Origin of the sequence: Pseudomonas sp. MWU12-2029 (assembly GCF_023242425.1) — a bacterium.
GTDB lineage: Bacteria > Pseudomonadota > Gammaproteobacteria > Pseudomonadales > Pseudomonadaceae > Aquipseudomonas > Aquipseudomonas kribbensis.
Window position 1 is genome coordinate 115,526 of record NZ_JALJDY010000011.1, and the last position, 16,569, is coordinate 132,094.

The window sequence follows — 16,569 nt, forward strand, 5'->3', positions numbered from 1 at the left end:
TTCAGGTGATCTCCAGCTGACGAAGACGGGTTTCGATCCGTTGCACTGCAAGGCTGGCCTGACGCTGCAAACCGCCGTTCCAGCTCAACAACGCCGGGGCCTGACGACCGAGCTTCAGCGGCCCGGCGCCGCGCACCAGCATCACCAGTTTTACGTCCAGATCCGGGCCGAAATACAACGCCGCCAGGCTCGCCAGTGCCGGGTGCGCTTCGCCGTCCGGCAGAAAGCTTCCGGCTTGCGCCGAGGACAATGGCCCGAGCGTCAAACGAATCCCGGCATGCTCATCCCAGACCCGGGTGCCGGCCACGGCGCTGCGACCCAGTTGCAGATTGCGCCCGCCAGCCTTCATGACGCTGCGGCTGGCGGCCGGAATCTCACGCCATGCACCTTCATAGGCGTTCAGCTCCACCGGTACGGAAAATTGCTCGCGGACAATGGCTGCAAACCCCGCCAACGACCGGCGGCCATCGGCGTACAGCGCGGTGCAGGCCAGAACGGCGCAGTCGGGAATCGCCTGGCGCTCCTGCAGGGACTTGGGCAACAACCCGGTCAACGCCCGCAATTGCGCCTGCACCGGCGAAGCGCCGGGCGTGGTAAATCCGAGGGCGATCCGGTGTTTGCGCATCACCTTGTACAGCAGGCTCAGCAGCCGATGCTGGAACAGGTCGAGGAACTCGGCGGGCGCGTGATCCTTGGCCCGGGCCCGTTGTTGCAGCCATTCCTGATAGGCGTAGGGCAGCGGGCCGTCGGGGCCGCCGAGGCCGAACATCGGCGAGTTGAGGGTCAGTGGTTCACCGGGTTTTTCTTCCAGGCTTTCGATCTGGCTGGCGGCGAACACGGGTGTCAACGGCCCGCGCAATTTCAGCGCTTCGGCCTGCGGCGACGTGCCTGAGCCGAGGGAGTCGGCCTGCGGCTGTTCGCGCTCGAGCAACAGCAACGCCTGCAACCATTCGAAGGCCTGCGGATCGCGGCGCAGTCGCTGACCCAGGGTCAGAGCGACAGGGGCATGCCGGCTTGGGGTTGCCATGCCTTGACCTCCTTGTCTGCTTGCATGAGCACCGTGCGCACAAAGCGATTGGCCGTGGCGTACACCGAAAAGAATTGCGCGAGCACCGCCGAGAACAGCACCGCGCTGCTGCCGACGAAATGCTGCGGATCGAGCTGCAACTGCACTTCAAGTCCGTTGCGCCAGCCGCGCCAGGCATCGGCACCGACGTGGCCGATCACCCGTTCGCAAGCGAGGCTCAGCAAGCCATCGATCTGACGCAGGGCGCTGGCTTCATCGCGCAGGTTATGCAGATGCAGAATCTCCTTCAGCGCATCCAGCGCCTGCGGTCCTTCGACCAGCGACAAATGATTGAGGGTCAGTTGCGACACCAGCCGCCAGCGCGAATCACCGTCCAGTCGCGGCAGACTCTGGGGGCTCGGCGGATTGCGCAGGCGTGCCCACGCCACCGGCCCAGGCCGCTCGAATCCCAGCGGCGTGCCGGCCGGCAGGCTCTGGGCCAGATGCCGGTTGGTGCACAACAGTTCGGCGGTGAGGCTGTAGTCGGGCAGGTCGGTTTGCGGTTCAAAACGGGTGTCGACGACGCTGACCAGAAGATCACTGCCGAGCCGGTTCGGCGACTGGCCGCTGACTCGCCGCGCATGCCAGTAACGCTGTTGATCGCCGCCGCTGTGCTGGCTGCCGTAATAGGCGGGCAGGCGCTGCACGCCGGTGCTGGAGCTGGAGCGCATCGCGCGAATACTGTGAATCTCGACGCTGTTTTCCCGGTGGCTGTCGGCGACCAGTCGGTATTCGCTGCGGGTGCCGTCGGGGCGCAGCGGCTCGGAGGTGCGCGGGAACAGATTGATTACCGGTGCACAGCCGAGGGCGATGTCGCTGGCCTGCAGGTGCAATCGGCCGGCCGGTGCACGGTCGAAAACGATATAGAGGTAGAGCGTCTGGCTGTCGCTGGACACGCCGCCGAGTGGCAGGTCAAAAAAGTGGAATTTCTCCGGGAAGGCAAAGTACTCCGCCAACAGACGCATGCCCGGGTGCACGCCGTCTTCGTCCGGCAGCAGCACTTCATCGTCGGAGAACCCGACGATCTGCGGCAGTCCTTTCACTTTCGCCGGAATGCTCCCCGGCGAGCCTGCGAGCACCTGCACGGCATGGGCGCCGAGCAGGTCATAGAGCCCGGCATTGATCACCGGTGAGGCGGCCAGATGAATGCGTAAACTGTCGATCTCCAGCTCGGACCATTGGCTTTCGCCCAGGCAACGCAGACTCAGGCGCAACGCTGAACGGGACTGCGCCACACCGGTCAGCGCCTGGGCTTCGTCACTGCCGAGCAACAGCGCTTCAGTCACTTCGATCGGCCACAGCCGCACGGCGGCACTGGTGCGAAAGTGAATGCTTTCGCCCTTGCTGGTGGTGACGAACAGCGGCGTGTCCCGGGGCAGGGGATAGCCGCCGTCGAGTTTGCCTTTGCTCGGGTCCGGCTCGAACTGCACGATGGCGCAGGACGGCAGCGGGCGCACGGCCAAGGGATAGAGCTGCTCCAGCAAGGCATCGCTGAACTCGGCGTAGTCGTCATCCAGGCGCCGTTGCAGACGCGCCGCGAGCAGGGCGAAGCCTTCGAGCAGTCGCTCGACGTGCGGGTCGGGGCACTCACCGGGAGACAGCTCCAATCGCCGCGCGACTTTCGGGTAGCGTTCGGCAAACTGGCTGCCGGCATGGCGCAACCAGGTCAGTTCGCGTTGGTAATAGTCGAGCAGTTGCGGGTCAATCGAGTCGCTCATGGCGCACCTCCAGCCCTTCGTTGCCGGGCTCGATGACAAAGGCCACCGGCCAGTGCAGCGAGCCGCTGCGCAATTCGCCGAGCAGGCGGATGCTCAACCGCTGTGGCTGTTCGGGGAGGGGATTGACCTGAACCTCGCCCAGCAGCAAGCGCGGTTCGAAATGGCTGATGGCCTCACGAATGTCCCGCGCCAGGCGACGGCGGTCATCGCTGCGCTGTTGTTGCAGCGCGCTCCAGTCGGCGATGCCGTAGTCGATCACGCTCGGAGGTGTCGTCAGTACGCGCGGGCCACGGCGGGTGTTGAACAGGCGCCCGAGCTCGGCGTGCACCGAGTCGAGCAAGTCCTGCCGATCGAACACCGGCGGCTCGTCGGCCTCGCTGCAAGCGAGGCGTTCGAACAGCGGTGCGCGTATGCCGGTGCCAGCCATGGCGAGGGCGTCCGGTTACTTGCTGGCCTTGTTGGCCGCCAGGTCCCAGACCGTGCCGGCGGTGCCTTCCTTGGTGCCGTCGTCTTTTTGCGCGGTGAGTTCCCATTTGATCTTGGTGAAGTTCAGGGACAGGGTTTCCACCGGTTTGCCCCCGGTGCCGCCGCTGACGCTGACGTTGGAGATCACCACGTTGGTCAGGGTGTAGATGATGAACGGCATGATCTGCCCGCTGCCTTCGGCGGCGTTGCGGCCGATGGTGATCTTGGCTTCCGGGATCGGCTTGCCGGCGCAGCAATACTCGTTGAGCGAAGGGGTGGAGCTGTCGATGAATTTGGTCAGGGTAAACTCACCGATGTGCGGCCGGCCGGAGGTGCGTTCCGAGTTGCTGACGTCGTTGGTCACCTGCATCGCCACGTTGTGGCTGTAGGACATGACTTCGATCTTGTCCTTGTAGCCCTCGAGCAGGCTGTCGCCTTTGATGTCGCCGCCGAGGTCGAGAATGATTGCATCCATCGCTTGAAACTCCTGAAGGTTGTCGCGCTAGACAAACGGGGGAGCGCCCGCAGGGAAATCCTGCGGGCGCAGGCAGGTCAGGCTGCTACCGGAGGCGGCAGGGTGGCGACCAGGCGGATCGACGCGGTCAGCTCTTCCAGCTGGAAGTGCGGCCGCAGGAATACCGTCGCGCGATAGGCACCGGGCTTGCCGGCGACTTCGGTGACGTCCACCCGCGCTTCACGCAACGGGTATTGCGCCTTGATTTCCTGCGGCGCGTTGTCGTTGATCAGCACGTAGTCGGCGATCCAGTTGTTGAGGTAGGTCTGCACGTTGTCGCGGGTCATGAAACTGCCGACCTTGTCGCGCATGATCACCTTCAGGTAATGGGCGAAACGCGAGGCCGCGAGCACGTACGGCAGCATCGCCGAGATTCGTGCGTTGGCGTTGGCCTCGTTGGTGTTGTAGACCTTGGATTTGTTGGTGGTCTGGCCACCGAAGAACACCGCGATGTCGCTGTTCTTCTTGTGGCACAGGGCGATGAAACCGAGGTCGTTGAGTTCCTTCTCACGACGGTCAGTGATCGCCACTTCGGTCGGGCATTTCAGCGACAGGTCGCCGGAGCTGGTGCGGAAGGTGTGCGCCGGCAGACCTTCGACCGCGCCGCCGCCTTCAGCGCCACGGATCGCCGCGCACCAGCCGTACTTGGCAAAGGCTTCGGTGATGCGTTGCGACAGCGCCCACGCGGCATTGCCCCACAGGTATTTGCTGTGGTCGGTGCCGTTGGTGTCTTCGACGTAATTGATACCTTCCACCGGCGAGGTGTCCGGGCCGTATGGCAGACGCAGCAGGAAGTGCGGCAGCACCAGCGAGACATAGCGCGAGTCTTCGCTCTCACGGAACGAGCGCCACTTGATCAGTTCCTGGCTCTCGAAGACTTTCGACAGGTCACGGGGCACGGCCAGTTCGGTGAAGCTGTTCATGTCGAACAGGCGTGGGCTGGCGGCGGCAATGAATGGCGCGTGCGCAGCGGCGGCGACGTTCGACAATTTTTCCAGCAGACCGATGTCCTGTGGGTGACGGCCGAAGGTGTAGTCACCGACCAAAAGGCTGAACGGGTGGCCACCGAAGGTGCCGTATTCCTCTTCGTAGATCTTCTTGAACAGGGCGCTCTGGTCGAATTCGACGGCTTTTTCCAGATCGTTCTGCAGCTCTTTCTGCGTCACGTTGAGCAGGCGCAGCTTCAACCGGGTGCTGGTTTCGGTGTTCTGCACCAGCATGTGCAGGCCGCGCCAGGACGCTTCGAGTTTTTGCAGGTCCGGGTGATGCAGCACCTCGTTGAGCTGGGCACTGATCAGTTCATCGATCTTGCTGATGCGGTCGTTGATCATCGCCACGGTGTCCTTGTCGATGGCCATGCCTTCGTCGAGTACCTGGGTGGCGAATTCCGCGAGCATGTCGCGGGCGTAGTCCTGCTGGCTGTCGTCATGGGCCATGCGGCCCTCGGCGATGATCCGGTCAAGCAGGGATAAAGTTTCGGCGGCAGCATTTTCGCTGGCTTGATTCTGGGCGGCGGCGGGCATGGCGAATTCTTCCTCGGTCAGGTGGACGATCAGGCTTGCGGTTCGGCCGGGGCCTCGGCATCAGCTGCCGGGACAGCGGTGTCCGGGCGAGCCGATTTGATCTCTTGCAGGCCTTCGGTGTTGGCGATGACATCGCGCAACAGCTTGTCGAGATCGTCGTTGCCGTCGAGTTTGGTCAGCAGGTCGCGCAGGCGCTGACGGGCTTCGAACAGGCGACGCAGCGGGGTGACTTGCTCCACCACCCTGACCGGGTCGAAATCGTCGATGTGTTTGAAGTTGAGTTCGATGTTGAGCTTGCTGTCGTCGCCGCTGAGGGTGTTGTTGACTTGCAGCGTGGCGCGAGGGGCGATGGAGGCGAGGACGTCGTTGAAGTTGTCGCGGTCGATTTCGGTGAAACGGCGTTCGGTCAGTTTTGCCAGTGGTTCGAGCGGCTTGCCCGAGAGGTCGGCAAGAATCCCGACCACCAGCGGCAATTCCTTTTTCTCGATGGCGTTGCCGATTTCGACGTCATAGGTGATTTGCACTCGGGGCGGGCGAACCCGGTCGAGCTTGTGCTGGGTACTTTCTGCCATGTCGGCGGACTCCGATGCGATGAGCGGGCGCAATGCATCGGGGAGGCCCGTTCATCGCTTTCCCTTGCTGGACCACAGGTTAGAAAGGGAGGCAGATGACCTGTCGTTCCTTTGACAAACCTTCCACATTCGGCTGTAGGAACCGAACTACCCAAGACGCTAGAACAGGTCTATAAAAATGCAAGCGAAAAACATTTTTGGACTGTCTCGCGAAAAGGAAAATTCATTTTGTCTTCACGACTTTTTCTAACATTCGGCTTTGCGCTGCTCGCGGGCTGTTCGTTCTTCGGGCCGAAAGTCGACCTCGACAGCCTGACCCTCGACGTCGCGCCCAAGGCCAATGACGACACCCCGATCGCCGTGGATTTCATCGCGGTCAACGACCCTGACCTGCTCAAGCAACTGTCGGGCATCAGCGCCCAGCAGTGGTTCGCCGGGCGCGAGCAGTACCAGCGCGACTATCGTCAACTGATGAGCGTGTGGGGACTGGAGCTGGTACCGGGGCAATTCATCGACCGCCAACCCTTCCCGCTGGGGGGCAAGCGGGCGGCTGGACTTTTAGTCTTCGCCAGCTATAACACACCCGGAGCGCACCGCTTGCGGCTGGACGATCAGAGCGATGCGTGGCTCAAGTTCGACAGCCGCGAGATGACCCTGGTCAGCAAGGAAAACTGAAAAAAACCGTCCGCCGCCGGTTCGCGGTGCAGTCGAAGGGAGTCGTATGAGTCTGCTACCTGACGCGGTCTGCTGGCATGAAGGCATGCAATTGCTGCCACAGCATTTTCAGTTGCAGGGCCTGCGGGCCGAAGCGCTCGGCGCGCATCTGGCCCAGGCGTGCAATCCGTGGTTCTTCGGGATCAGCCACATGGAGTTCGACCCTTCGGCGATGAGTGCCGGGGTGGTTCGCGTGCTGTCGTTGCAAGGGACGATGCCCGACGGGTTGCCGGTCAATCTGCAGGTTGGAGTCGGGCCGTTGCTGGAGCTGGATGTCGGCCCGTCGATCAACGAAACCGACGATGCGACTGTCACCGTGTACCTGGCGATCAGTCCGCTGTGGCGAGCCGGTCAATTGCTACCGCTCAAGGGCCGTTTACAGTCGGTGGTCGGCGAGGCCCTGCCGGATCTCACCAGCGGTGAATTCCCCGAATCGATTACCGTGTGGCGACCCAATCCGCGTCTGTGCACGCAACTCAACAAGGCCGATTCGATCTGCCTGCCGCTGCTGAAAATCCGCAGGGAGGGTGGCGGTTTCCTGCCGTTGCCGTATACACCGCCGACGCCGGTCCTGTTGCCGGAGTCGCCGCTGGGTCGGCGGATTGCCGGGCTCTGCGCGCGGGCCCGGGAGAAATGCCTGTTTCTCGGCGGGCGTCTGCGTCAGGCACAACAGTCCGGCAATCAGGACGATGCGCTGGAGATTCGCCGCCAACTGACCGCGTTATGGACGCGATTGCCGGAAGTTGAAGGCTCGCTGAACAGCCGCATCGCCCACCCGCAGGCGTTGTATGTGCAACTGCTGGGGCTGGCCGGCGCGTGGTCGGCGCTGGATCCGCTGGCGGGGGTGCCGTCGTTTGCGCCGCTGGATTTTTTCGAGTTGCAGCGTGGTTACGAGCCGCTGCTCGATTGGCTGGAAACCACGCTTGAGCTGATCCGCGCCGGTTATCGCAGCATTGCATTCGAGCGCAGTGAACACAGCTTTTCCATTCAGTTGCCGGACGAGCAGCCGAGCCAGCGGCTGGTCATTGGCCTGCGCATGCCCAACGGTGCCAGCGAACAGGCGGCCGGCGAGTGGCTGCGCGGCGCGATCATCGCCTCGGCGCCGCATATCGCCTTGCTCAGCCGCCAGCGCATGAGCGGTCTGACGCATCAGGCCATGAATCGCAGCGAGCAAGTGGCCTACAGCGTCGGCGACGACACCCGACTGTTTGTGGTGACAGCCGAAGGCAACTGGTTCGACGCGCAATTGCCGCTGGTGATCGCCGCGCCCGCCAACCGGTTGACCAGCAGTCCGTGGCAAGTGGTGCTGTTTGTCGCCCAGAACAGTGAAAGTGCCTGATCACACAAGGAACGCCGTATGTCGCAAGGAAGTGCCGCAAGCCTTGGGTTGCAGGACGCACCGTTGAGCAGCGCGTTCCGTCAGACGTGGCAGCAATGGCAACTGGACTGGACGCAGTTGCCCAAGGACATCGAGGACGATGCGGCGCTGGTCGAAACCGTGGTCGAGCTGTCCACCCAGGCTTCGCAACGGCTGTGGCGCACGGCGTTTTCTCGGGTTGGCGACTCGGCGACCGAACAGGTCAAGGCGCTGGTGTACGCTTTCGTTGCGCTGGTCGATGAAACCCTGCTGTTCAGCCCATGGCCGGGCCAGAGTGCTTGGCAGGAAAAACCTCTGGAATCGCGCCTCTACTCCAGCCGGCAGGCGGGTGAGCAGTTGCCGGCGGCGATCCAGACCCTTCTCGATGAACAGCAACCCACCACCCGCGACCTCGCCAACGTTTACCTGCAATGCCTGATTCTCGGTTTCCACGGACGTTTGCGCGGCGAGCATAGCCAGGCGCAACTGGAGAAGTGGCGGCTGGCGCTGTTCACCTTTGCCTGGCAGGACGAGGCCAGTTACGACGATGTCAGCCAGCGACTGGTGCAGCCGTCGCTGGCCGCGCCGCTGCAATTGCCGGTGCGCACGGCGTTGCCGGACGGCTTTCGTCTGGCGCTGGGAATTCTGGCGATGGTGCTGTTGCTGACCGGGGTCGGCCAGTTCTTGTGGAGTGACATTCGTTCCGAACTGGAGCCGGTGCTGCAAACCACCGACTCGATGGCGGCGCCGGAGCAAGACTCATGAGTACCTTGACGATCGTCGCGTGGGTGGTGGCGGTGCTGTTGCTGCTGGTGATCGTCGGGGTGGCGGTGTGGTGGCTGCGCACTCGAAGCGGTGCGGCGATCCGCAGTTTCTATCTTGCGGTGCGGCACATGGAGCAAGAGCAGGGCACTCACGATCGCTATCAGTTGCCATGGCTGCTGATGCTCGGTGATGAGGTCCAGGGCACGCAACTGGTGACCGAATGGCGCCTGCAACCCACCGACAAGCCGGCCTGGTTCGGCCGTTGGTGGTCGGACCCTGAAGGTGCGGTGCTGGTGGTGCCCCAAGGCCTGTTTCTGCCGGAAGACGGCATGCATTTGCAACGGGGTGGCTGGTGGCGGTTGCTCGGGTTGATCCTGCGCCTGCGCAGCAAGCGTCCGCTCGACGGGGTGATCTGGACCGTGCCGGTCAGTCGCCTGGGCAATCTGGAGCAGGCGACGCAGTTGGGGCTGGCGGCGCGCCGACGCTTCATCGACCTGCTGCAACGCTTTGGCCTGAGTGTGCCGGTGTACGTGATCGTCACCGGGCTTGAAGAACTGCCGGGGTTTCAGGACCTGATCAGTGCGCTGCCGGATGAGGCACGCGAACGTACCCTGGGCTGGTCATCGCCGTTTACGCGGGATGCGGTGTGGCAGGGGCAGTGGAGTGATCAGGCGCTGGATCGCCTGCACCGCGCCGTCGCCGAAGCGGTGATTGAACTCGGTACGTTGTCCGGGCAGTTGACTGCGGATCTGTACGCCTTGCCAGAGCGTCTCGAAACGCTGCGACGGGGTCTGCAGAATGTGCTGGAACCGGTGTTCCAGGGTAACGCTCAGGGCGAGGCTCCGTGTTTTCGCGGCGTGTACTTCAGCGCCAACCAACCGGCCGACGACGCACTGGACGGCTTCAGTGCCGATGACAGTGGTCTGCAGCGTAGCGTGTTCATGCGTCAGCTGTGGCGCCAGCGCCTGGTGGGCGAGCGGGGGCTGGCCCAGGGGGTGCCGCGTCTGTTGCGCCTGCGTCAGCGCTGGCAACGGCTGACGGCCGGCGTGGCGCTGGTGGTCGGGGTCGTCTGGGCGCTGGCGATGTTCTGGGTGTGGAACCAGTCGGTCAAGGATGCCCATGAGCTGGCGCGGCTGATGCAGGGCGCGCAGAAGAGTTACGTCACGGTCACCGATGACGCCCACCGCGTCGAGCCGACCCGGCGCAACGTGCAGAGCTTCTGGCGGGTGCTGGAAAAGGCCCCGCACTGGCACTACGTGTCGCTGGCGTTTCCGTCATCGTGGATTTCTTCTGTCGACGTGAAGATCGAACGGGCGGTATTCCAGTCCGCCCAGCGTCATATGATCCAGCCGCTGCATGACTTGCTGGTGGCGGAGCTGGCGAAGGTCAAGGCGATCCGCGCGACGGATCGGCGCAACAGCGTCGAAAGCGAAGACCCGGCCCAGTGGCAGAACTACCAGAAAGCCACGGACCTGGTGGACCGGGCGTTGCGCCTGGAGCAACAGAACCAGTTGTTCGCCGAGGTGCAGAACAATCAGCGCGTTCCGCTGGACGATCTGGTGCAACTGAGCAACAACGCGCTGTCGCTCAACCTCAACGCAGCGACGCTACCTCACGCTGCTTACTACAACCGGCTGCTGGCGGCGGGGGACAGCGGTGATTTGCAGGCGCTGGACTTGAGTGTCGAGCGGCCGTTGATCGTCAGCAATTTCAACGGACTGATGGAGCGCTGGCTCGATCAGTATTTCCTGGCCGACAACTTTGTCAGCAGGGCCGGCTACCTCAAGTTGCACCTGGAGCAGCTCGAGGCGGGGGGTGGCAACAGCCTCAGCGAGCTGGAAGACCTGCGTGCGCTGATCGATGACCTGCAAGCCGCAATTGCCCTGACCAACTCGACCTGGAGCCGCGGCAAGGGGCAAGAGTTGGTGCCGGGCTACCGCGAATTTCTCGACAAGGTGCGCAAGAGCACGCTGCTCGGGCCGGCGGTCGAGCAACAACTCGACGCCCAGGCGGGCAAGTTGCAGCAGAGTTTCCGTGACCAGTGGATCGCCCAGATCGGTTCGCGCGGCAACTTGCTGGTGCAACAGGGCAGCGGGCAACTGGCGTTGCAGGATCAGGTGGTGAAACTCAATAACGCGGTGCAGGCACTGTTCAAGCGCGACTTCGTGTCCATCGCCATGCGCGCCACTGAAGACAACGTCAACCTGCAAGGCCAGACCGTCGATGGCGATGACCTCAACACATCTCTCAACTACTTCACCAGTTACAAGAGTTACGTTGCCGAAGAATTGCCGCGCATCCCACCTGTTTATCGCGAGGCGTTGCTGCAAGCGGCAGAAGGCGCGGCGGCGCAGGCCATGTGGCTGAGCCTGAAGGATCACAACGACCAGACGCATCCTTACGCGGTGTTCAACGTGCAGGCCGAGCAAGCGATGGCTTTGCAGAAGGCGTTTGTTGAAGTCCATCGCAGTGATCTGGCGGCCCGTCTGCAAGGCGCGCTGAATCGCCGGGCCATGGCGCAGATCGTCAACGGTCTGGAGGAAATCACCGCGCAACCGCTGTTCGGTGGCCGGACTGAAATCAGTCAGTGGGACGGCTCGAAAAACCTCGGCCTGCAACTGTACGGTGCCAGCGATGTGCAGGATTTGAAACTGAGCCTCAAGCAGCAATTCAACACCATGCTCGGCATCACCGAGCGGCGCACTTCGGCGTTGCAGTGGCTGATGACTCAGCAGGGCAATCTGTCGGCGCTGGATTACGAGCGGGTGACCCAGTTCAGCGCACTCAACGACGAACTGCTCAAATACAAGGACTCGAACCCGGCCAGTTCGCCGGCGCAGATCGAGCAACTGGTCAGCCGCGATTTCATCGAGATGGACACCGGCTCCTGCGTGCAGGTGTTGCAGACCGCCAATCTGGCGGGCGGGCGCGGCACCCTGGCGATGCGTGCGGTGGAGTTGCAACAGTCGGCCATGCAGCGTTGCCAGTACCTGCAACAACAGCAGGCTGCGGCGGCGTGGAATGAACTGGCCAACTATTTCAATCAGTACCTGGCCGATCGCTTTCCGTTTGCCAACGGTTTGCAGGCGCAGGACGCGGACCCGGCGCGGGTGCAGCATTTTCTGGAAATCATCGACAAGCGTCTGCCGGTGGCCCAGGCCGGACTGGTGCTGAGCCAGACTCCGGAACGACTGGCGGCGGAAGATTTTCTCAACCGCTTGAAGCAGGCAAGCCTGTGGCTGACCCCGCTGTTCGTGCGCGACAAGAGTGGCATTCTCGGTGTCGAGATGGATGTTCGCTGGCGCACTGATCGTGATGATGAGCGCGGTGCCGATCAGGTGATCGCGGGGGGCTTGCTGGCCGGCAGTCAGCAGATCAGCTATCCCGCCGCCGAACAGCCGAACCTGCGCTGGATGGTCGGTCAGCCGATCCGCCTGACCCTGCGCTGGGCGCGCAACGGTCGCGAGCGGCCGGTCAATGATCCGCTGCAACCAAACCTGGTGGTGCGCGACATGGAGGCGGGCTGGGAGTACGGCGGGCCATGGTCGTTGCTGCGGCTGATGCGCGCGCATTTCTCGGTGCAGCGCCAGCCGAGCATGGATTACACGGATTTTCCCCTGACATTGCGCCTGCCGGTCACTGCGCTGAACGACAGCGTGACCACGGAGTTCACCCGGATGTTCGTGCGCCTGTCGTTGATGAGTCAGGGCTCGAAACTGCCGTTGGCGATTCCGCCGTTGCCGACCCGGGCGCCGCGTTCGCCGTTCCAGGTAACCGGTACCACCGCCGCCATTGAATCCCGCGAGGAGGGCCTGTGAGCCTGCCATCTGCAACCTTGCCCGACCTGATCGATCAGTTGCTCGCACCGATCAGCCCTGATGCGCCTTGTGGTGCGGATCTGCGTTACGAACGCGAGTTCGATCAATTGCGCGACCTGCGCCGTGAAGACGATGCGAGCCTGCCGACCGGAGTCTGGCAATCGACGTTGAAACAGGCGAACTGGCCGGCAGTGGAAACACTCACCACCACGCTGCTGATCGAGCGCAGCAAGGACCTGATGCTCAGCGCCTGGCTCGGCGAGGCCTGGCTGCATCTTCAGGGGCTGGACGGATTGCCCGGCAGCCTGGCGCTGATCGCCGGATTGTGTGAGCGCTATCCCGAACAACTGCACCCGCAGGCCGAGGAGGGTGATCAGTCGTGGCGGGTGATTCCGCTGGAGTGGCTGGTGCGGCGTTACAGTGAAGTGCTGCTGACCCGGGTGCCGCTGTTCGGCTCGCACAACAGCGATTTCGAGGCATACAACCTGGAAACCTGGCGCCGTTTGCAGGTGCAGCAGGTGCAGGTCAATGACAGCAAGAATGCCAAGGCTTCAGCGGAGACCGCACGTAATGAACAGAAGAAACTCAGCGAACAGGTACGCGCCACGCCGCTGGCGTTCTGGCTGCGCCAACAGGGCAATCTGCTGCTGAGCCAGCAGCACCTGCAACGTCTGAACGCCTGGAGCGATACGTACCTCGGTGATCAGGGGCCGGGTCTGCAGCCCTTGCAGGAGATCATTCAAGCGCTGTTGAAACTGGTTCAGGAGTTCATCGCCATGCACCCACAAAAACCGGCGCCGGTCGCCCCTGTCGAAGCCCCCGTGGTTGAGGCGCAACCGGTCGAGGAGGCCCCCGTGGCGGGGCAGGTCTTTCGTGAACCGGCGAACCGTGAAGAGGCCTATCGGCAATTGCTGCTGATCGCCGAATACCTGGCCCGCACCGAACCCCACAGCCCTGTGCCATACCTGATCCGGCGCGGGGTGGAGTGGGGCAACAAGCCGTTGAGCGAACTGCTCGGCGAGCTGATCTCGGCCGACGCCGAATCGCGACGGCTGTGGACGTTGCTCGGTGTGCTTTAGTGCACGCGCTGGTTGTTCTGCTTCGGCGGCAGTGTCAGCGGTGTCAGCACCGGCTCCCCGGAAAAGAACGCCACCAGGTTTTTCCCCACCAGTTCCACGGTGCCTTGAGTGGCTTCCGGTGACAGCCCGGCGACGTGCGGGGTGAGGATCACGTTGCTCAGGGTTTTCAGCGCGTCCGGAACCCGAGGTTCGTGGTCGAACACGTCGAGTGCGGCGCCGGCAATTCGCCGTTGCTCAAGTGCCGTGATCAGGTCCGCCGTGGCGATCACGCTGGCGCGGGCGATATTGACGATAAAGCCTTTGGGCCCCAGCGCGTCCAGCACGGGACGGGTCACCAGATGCTGGCTGCCGATGCCGCCGGGCGTCGCCACCACCAGAAAATCCGAGGCCCGAGCCAGTTCGGTGGGGGTCGAGCAGAAGGTGTAAGGCACATCGTTGCGCACCTGGCGGTTGTGGTAGCTGATCTCCATGTCGAAACCCAGATTCGCGCGTTTGGCGATGGCCATGCCCACTGCGCCGAGGCCGAGAATCCCCAGCCGCTTGCCCGCCAGGGACGGGCGCATGATCTTCGGCCATTCGCCACGGCGCACGGCGGCATCGCAGCGTGGAATGTCGCGTACCAGCGCCAGCAGCAACGCCATGGCATGGTCGGCTACCGACGAGGCGTTGACGCCGGCGCCGTTGGTCACGGTCAGGCCCCGGTTGCTGGCGGCTTGCAGGTCCACTTGTTCGTAGCCGGCGCCGATCACGCAGATGATTTTCAGCGCGGGCAATGCGGCGATTTCTTCGGCGTACAACCCCAGCGGACCACGGGTCAGCACTGCGTCGATACGAGCGCCATGAGTGGCAATGGCCTGGGCGCGTTCGGCGGGAGTCGGGGCAAGAATCAGGTGAAAGCCCTGTCGTTCAAGAATGGGCAGGTAGTCATTGATGGTTTCAACCAGTACCAGAACGGTGGCGGGCATTGCTCGGCTCCTGTGATCGTCGGCGGGTCGGTCGCGAAAGTCGTGTCAGAGTGCTGATTGCAGAGCGGTTTGGCAATGGCCGACATTGCCCCGCACCAGCCAGTGTAGGAGCTGATGCGGGGAGTGCGCGGGCGCTTCGTCAGAAGGCGATGTCGGCGGTGTTGATCAACCGCACGAACGCCGCGCCGAGGGTTGCATTGTGGTGCTCAATGATCGCCGGGGCCGCTAATGCGGGGGTGTCCATGCAAGTGTGGGCATCGGCTACCAGCAAGGGCTTGAAGCCCAGATCGGCCGCGGCACGGCAGGTGCTGTCGATGCAGAACTGGGTTTTCATGCCGACGATGTACAGGTCTTCGATTTTCGCGGCGTTGAGTTGCCGGGCCAGGTCCGTGCCGTGGAAGGCGTTGGGGCGGGATTTGTCGAAGAGGGTGGCGTTTGCGGCATCCAGCTCAAGCGCAGGCAGTAACTGCCAGAACGCAGTGCCGGCGGCAATAGGCGATCCCTGCGGGCCTGTGTGGCGCACGGCAAAGATCGGCACTTGTCGTTGGCGTGCCCGGGCGATCAGGCGCTGGATATTGGCGAGCATGCGTTCGCCGTCGTGGGGTTTTTCCTGACCCTGGAACAGGCCGACCTGTATATCGATGATCAACAGTGCTGCGGACATGGTGTTTCTCCTTGGGTACCAAACGTGCCGCACGGACGGGAGAAACAAAAAGGCCCCGTCCATTGCTGGCGGGGCCTTGGGTTTGCTGCGCTGGTTTTACCTCAGGCGCAAACACCACGACCCGCCGGTGGCGGTCGTGGTGGTACGGGTGAGGTGCAGCGCGCAAAGGTTCATGGGGCCGATCATGCTGGCGGCGTCAGCGGACTGTCAACAGGCGTATCAACTGGCGTACTGGGCGATGCCGTTGCCGAACGACCAGTTCTCTTTTTTCACCTCGACCAGATTGATGAACACATCTTCCAGACGGATCGACAGGTGCGTGTTCAGGTTCCGGGCGATGGTCTGGTACAGCGCCTTTTTCTGCTCCAGCGTCCGGCCCTCATTGAGGGTGATCTGGATGATCACCAACTGGTCGCTGCGCTGGATCCCCAAGTATTGCGGATCGAAGACGAAATGCTCGCCCTCGTGTTCCGCCAGGATCTGGAAGTTGTCGTGCTCCGGCACATTGATCGTGCTGCGCATGGCGGCGTAGATCTGCTCGCCGACGCGTTTGGCGAAGGTCGGGTCGGGGCGTTTCTTGAGTTCGACGCGGACGAGGGGCATGGGAGGGCTCCATGGGGCAGGGGACTGGAAAGGGCTGTCAGTCGGTTCGCCATTGGGTATAGCCGAAAAATGCCAATCGGTGAGGTTGTTTAAAAACGTTAGGAAGCGGATGCCGCGTCCTGCGGGATTTACGGATGTTGCCTACGAGTGCTGCCGGATTTATCCGCTATACGGCGAGATGTGAAGCACGAAACCATAGAGAGCAGGACAGGGCGCGTTCTTCAGGATGAAGCGGCGGCCTGGACGGAAATTGCCATCAGCCAAGGAAGGCCAATGCTTCAGAACAACCGTGAAAACCTGGAACTCGACAGGCTGCATAACGAAACGCGAAAACTTGTGGCTGAACGGCAAAAGCTTCTGGCGGAAGAAAAGAAGCTGAAATGGGAGACGTATTTTTATCCAGTCGCGGTAGTGGCCGGCGTGTTAACGGCAAGCGCGGCATTGGCTGGCGTCTTTTTCAGGTTTTGAGCGTTCGTTTTCGCCATCTTCAGACACATGACCCAAAAGGAAATCAACATGAGTACCTATGACGCCAAAGCCAGAATGGAACAATTGGAACGGGAACACGATGAGTGGGCCGAAAAAATGCGGATCAAAAACAGGAAAGAAATGCGCCCGATCTGGGGCTTGCTGGGGCTGGGCATCTTTTGCATGTCCCTTGGCTTCATGTTGGCCCGATCGATTTGATCGGATTTTCCCCATGGCGCATTCGGCGCTAGAACGTGTCATAAAACGACATTTTACGT

At 62.6% G+C, this 16,569-nt stretch carries 16 protein-coding genes; 7 read left to right on the plus strand and 9 right to left on the minus strand.

The window, feature by feature from the left end:
• Position 1: 1 nt before the first annotated feature.
• The 6 genes from tssG to tssB all read right to left on the minus strand — a co-directional run bounded on the left by tssG (position 2) and on the right by tssB (position 5,858).
• Complete coding sequence (gene tssG / locus M5B44_RS24695; RefSeq protein ID WP_248740827.1) at positions 2 to 1,027, minus strand: type VI secretion system baseplate subunit TssG; 1,026 nt, start codon at positions 1,025 to 1,027, stop codon at positions 2 to 4.
• Positions 991 to 2,784 (minus strand): type VI secretion system baseplate subunit TssF, encoded by a 1,794-nt coding sequence (gene tssF, locus M5B44_RS24700; protein ID WP_248740828.1) that lies wholly within the window; start codon positions 2,782 to 2,784, stop codon positions 991 to 993. The genes tssG and tssF overlap by 37 nt, the downstream gene beginning before the upstream one ends.
• Entirely contained in the window at positions 2,768 to 3,211 is a 444-nt protein-coding gene (gene tssE / locus M5B44_RS24705; RefSeq protein WP_248740829.1) for a type VI secretion system baseplate subunit TssE, read from the minus strand. The genes tssF and tssE overlap by 17 nt, the downstream gene beginning before the upstream one ends.
• Before the next feature lie 15 nt (positions 3,212 to 3,226).
• Entirely contained in the window at positions 3,227 to 3,724 is a 498-nt protein-coding gene (locus tag M5B44_RS24710) for an Hcp family type VI secretion system effector (protein ID WP_025111453.1), read from the minus strand.
• A gap of 77 nt (positions 3,725 to 3,801) precedes the next feature.
• The gene (gene tssC, locus M5B44_RS24715) at positions 3,802 to 5,286 is read right to left on the minus strand and encodes a type VI secretion system contractile sheath large subunit (RefSeq protein WP_085711487.1); all 1,485 of its coding nucleotides are present in this window, start codon (positions 5,284 to 5,286) and stop codon (positions 3,802 to 3,804) included.
• Between the two features lie 29 nt (positions 5,287 to 5,315).
• Entirely contained in the window at positions 5,316 to 5,858 is a 543-nt protein-coding gene (gene tssB / locus M5B44_RS24720; protein ID WP_114883827.1) for a type VI secretion system contractile sheath small subunit, read from the minus strand.
• Between the two features lie 228 nt (positions 5,859 to 6,086).
• Here tssB and M5B44_RS24725 point away from each other — a divergent pair, with 228 nt between their 5' ends.
• Genes M5B44_RS24725 through tssA form a run of 5 tightly spaced genes read left to right on the plus strand, consistent with a single transcriptional unit; the run spans position 6,087 to position 13,591 of the window.
• Complete coding sequence (locus M5B44_RS24725; RefSeq protein ID WP_134826533.1) at positions 6,087 to 6,533, plus strand: type VI secretion protein; 447 nt, start codon at positions 6,087 to 6,089, stop codon at positions 6,531 to 6,533.
• Positions 6,534 to 6,579: 46 nt separating this feature from the next.
• Positions 6,580 to 7,911: a type VI secretion system baseplate subunit TssK gene (gene tssK / locus M5B44_RS24730; protein ID WP_248740830.1), complete on the plus strand. Its 1,332-nt coding sequence runs from the start codon at positions 6,580 to 6,582 to the stop codon at positions 7,909 to 7,911.
• A gap of 18 nt (positions 7,912 to 7,929) precedes the next feature.
• Positions 7,930 to 8,694: a DotU/TssL family secretion system protein gene (locus tag M5B44_RS24735; RefSeq protein WP_114883823.1), complete on the plus strand. Its 765-nt coding sequence runs from the start codon at positions 7,930 to 7,932 to the stop codon at positions 8,692 to 8,694.
• Positions 8,691 to 12,512, plus strand: coding sequence for a type VI secretion system protein (locus M5B44_RS24740; protein ID WP_248740831.1), 3,822 nt, complete (start codon positions 8,691 to 8,693; stop codon positions 12,510 to 12,512). The genes M5B44_RS24735 and M5B44_RS24740 overlap by 4 nt, the downstream gene beginning before the upstream one ends.
• A complete protein-coding gene (gene tssA, locus M5B44_RS24745; RefSeq protein ID WP_248740832.1) occupies positions 12,509 to 13,591 on the plus strand; it encodes a type VI secretion system protein TssA in 1,083 nt (360 codons plus the stop codon). Before M5B44_RS24740 ends, tssA begins: the two co-directional genes overlap by 4 nt.
• Here the strand turns inward: tssA and M5B44_RS24750 are convergent.
• The 3 genes from M5B44_RS24750 to M5B44_RS24760 form a co-directional block, all read right to left on the minus strand.
• Positions 13,588 to 14,556 (minus strand): 2-hydroxyacid dehydrogenase, encoded by a 969-nt coding sequence (locus M5B44_RS24750; RefSeq protein ID WP_119427306.1) that lies wholly within the window; start codon positions 14,554 to 14,556, stop codon positions 13,588 to 13,590. The two genes, tssA and M5B44_RS24750, sit on opposite strands and share 4 nt — an antisense overlap.
• Positions 14,557 to 14,695: 139 nt before the next feature.
• Positions 14,696 to 15,220: a cysteine hydrolase family protein gene (locus M5B44_RS24755; RefSeq protein WP_248740833.1), complete on the minus strand. Its 525-nt coding sequence runs from the start codon at positions 15,218 to 15,220 to the stop codon at positions 14,696 to 14,698.
• A 219-nt stretch (positions 15,221 to 15,439) separates the two neighbouring features.
• On the minus strand, positions 15,440 to 15,823 hold the full coding sequence (locus M5B44_RS24760) for a tautomerase family protein (protein WP_248740834.1): 384 nt from the start codon (positions 15,821 to 15,823) through the stop codon (positions 15,440 to 15,442).
• Positions 15,824 to 16,003: 180 nt separating this feature from the next.
• Here M5B44_RS24760 and M5B44_RS24765 point away from each other — a divergent pair, with 180 nt between their 5' ends.
• The gene (locus tag M5B44_RS24765; RefSeq protein ID WP_371320928.1) at positions 16,004 to 16,291 is read left to right on the plus strand and encodes a hypothetical protein; all 288 of its coding nucleotides are present in this window, start codon (positions 16,004 to 16,006) and stop codon (positions 16,289 to 16,291) included.
• Between the two features lie 48 nt (positions 16,292 to 16,339).
• The gene (locus M5B44_RS24770) at positions 16,340 to 16,510 is read left to right on the plus strand and encodes a hypothetical protein (RefSeq protein WP_248740835.1); all 171 of its coding nucleotides are present in this window, start codon (positions 16,340 to 16,342) and stop codon (positions 16,508 to 16,510) included.
• Positions 16,511 to 16,569: the final 59 nt, after the last annotated feature.

Coding starts and splice junctions, on each gene's coding strand:
- tssG (WP_248740827.1), bottom strand. CDS start 1,027: ATGGCAACCCCAAGCCGGCATGCCCCTGTCGCTCTGACCCTGGGTCAG.
- tssF (WP_248740828.1), bottom strand. CDS start 2,784: ATGAGCGACTCGATTGACCCGCAACTGCTCGACTATTACCAACGCGAA.
- tssE (WP_248740829.1), bottom strand. CDS start 3,211: ATGGCTGGCACCGGCATACGCGCACCGCTGTTCGAACGCCTCGCTTGC.
- M5B44_RS24710 (WP_025111453.1), bottom strand. CDS start 3,724: ATGGATGCAATCATTCTCGACCTCGGCGGCGACATCAAAGGCGACAGC.
- tssC (WP_085711487.1), bottom strand. CDS start 5,286: ATGCCCGCCGCCGCCCAGAATCAAGCCAGCGAAAATGCTGCCGCCGAA.
- tssB (WP_114883827.1), bottom strand. CDS start 5,858: ATGGCAGAAAGTACCCAGCACAAGCTCGACCGGGTTCGCCCGCCCCGA.
- tssK (WP_248740830.1), top strand. CDS start 6,580: ATGAGTCTGCTACCTGACGCGGTCTGCTGGCATGAAGGCATGCAATTG.
- M5B44_RS24735 (WP_114883823.1), top strand. CDS start 7,930: ATGTCGCAAGGAAGTGCCGCAAGCCTTGGGTTGCAGGACGCACCGTTG.
- M5B44_RS24740 (WP_248740831.1), top strand. CDS start 8,691: ATGAGTACCTTGACGATCGTCGCGTGGGTGGTGGCGGTGCTGTTGCTG.
- M5B44_RS24750 (WP_119427306.1), bottom strand. CDS start 14,556: ATGCCCGCCACCGTTCTGGTACTGGTTGAAACCATCAATGACTACCTG.
- M5B44_RS24755 (WP_248740833.1), bottom strand. CDS start 15,220: ATGTCCGCAGCACTGTTGATCATCGATATACAGGTCGGCCTGTTCCAG.
- M5B44_RS24760 (WP_248740834.1), bottom strand. CDS start 15,823: ATGCCCCTCGTCCGCGTCGAACTCAAGAAACGCCCCGACCCGACCTTC.
- M5B44_RS24770 (WP_248740835.1), top strand. CDS start 16,340: ATGAGTACCTATGACGCCAAAGCCAGAATGGAACAATTGGAACGGGAA.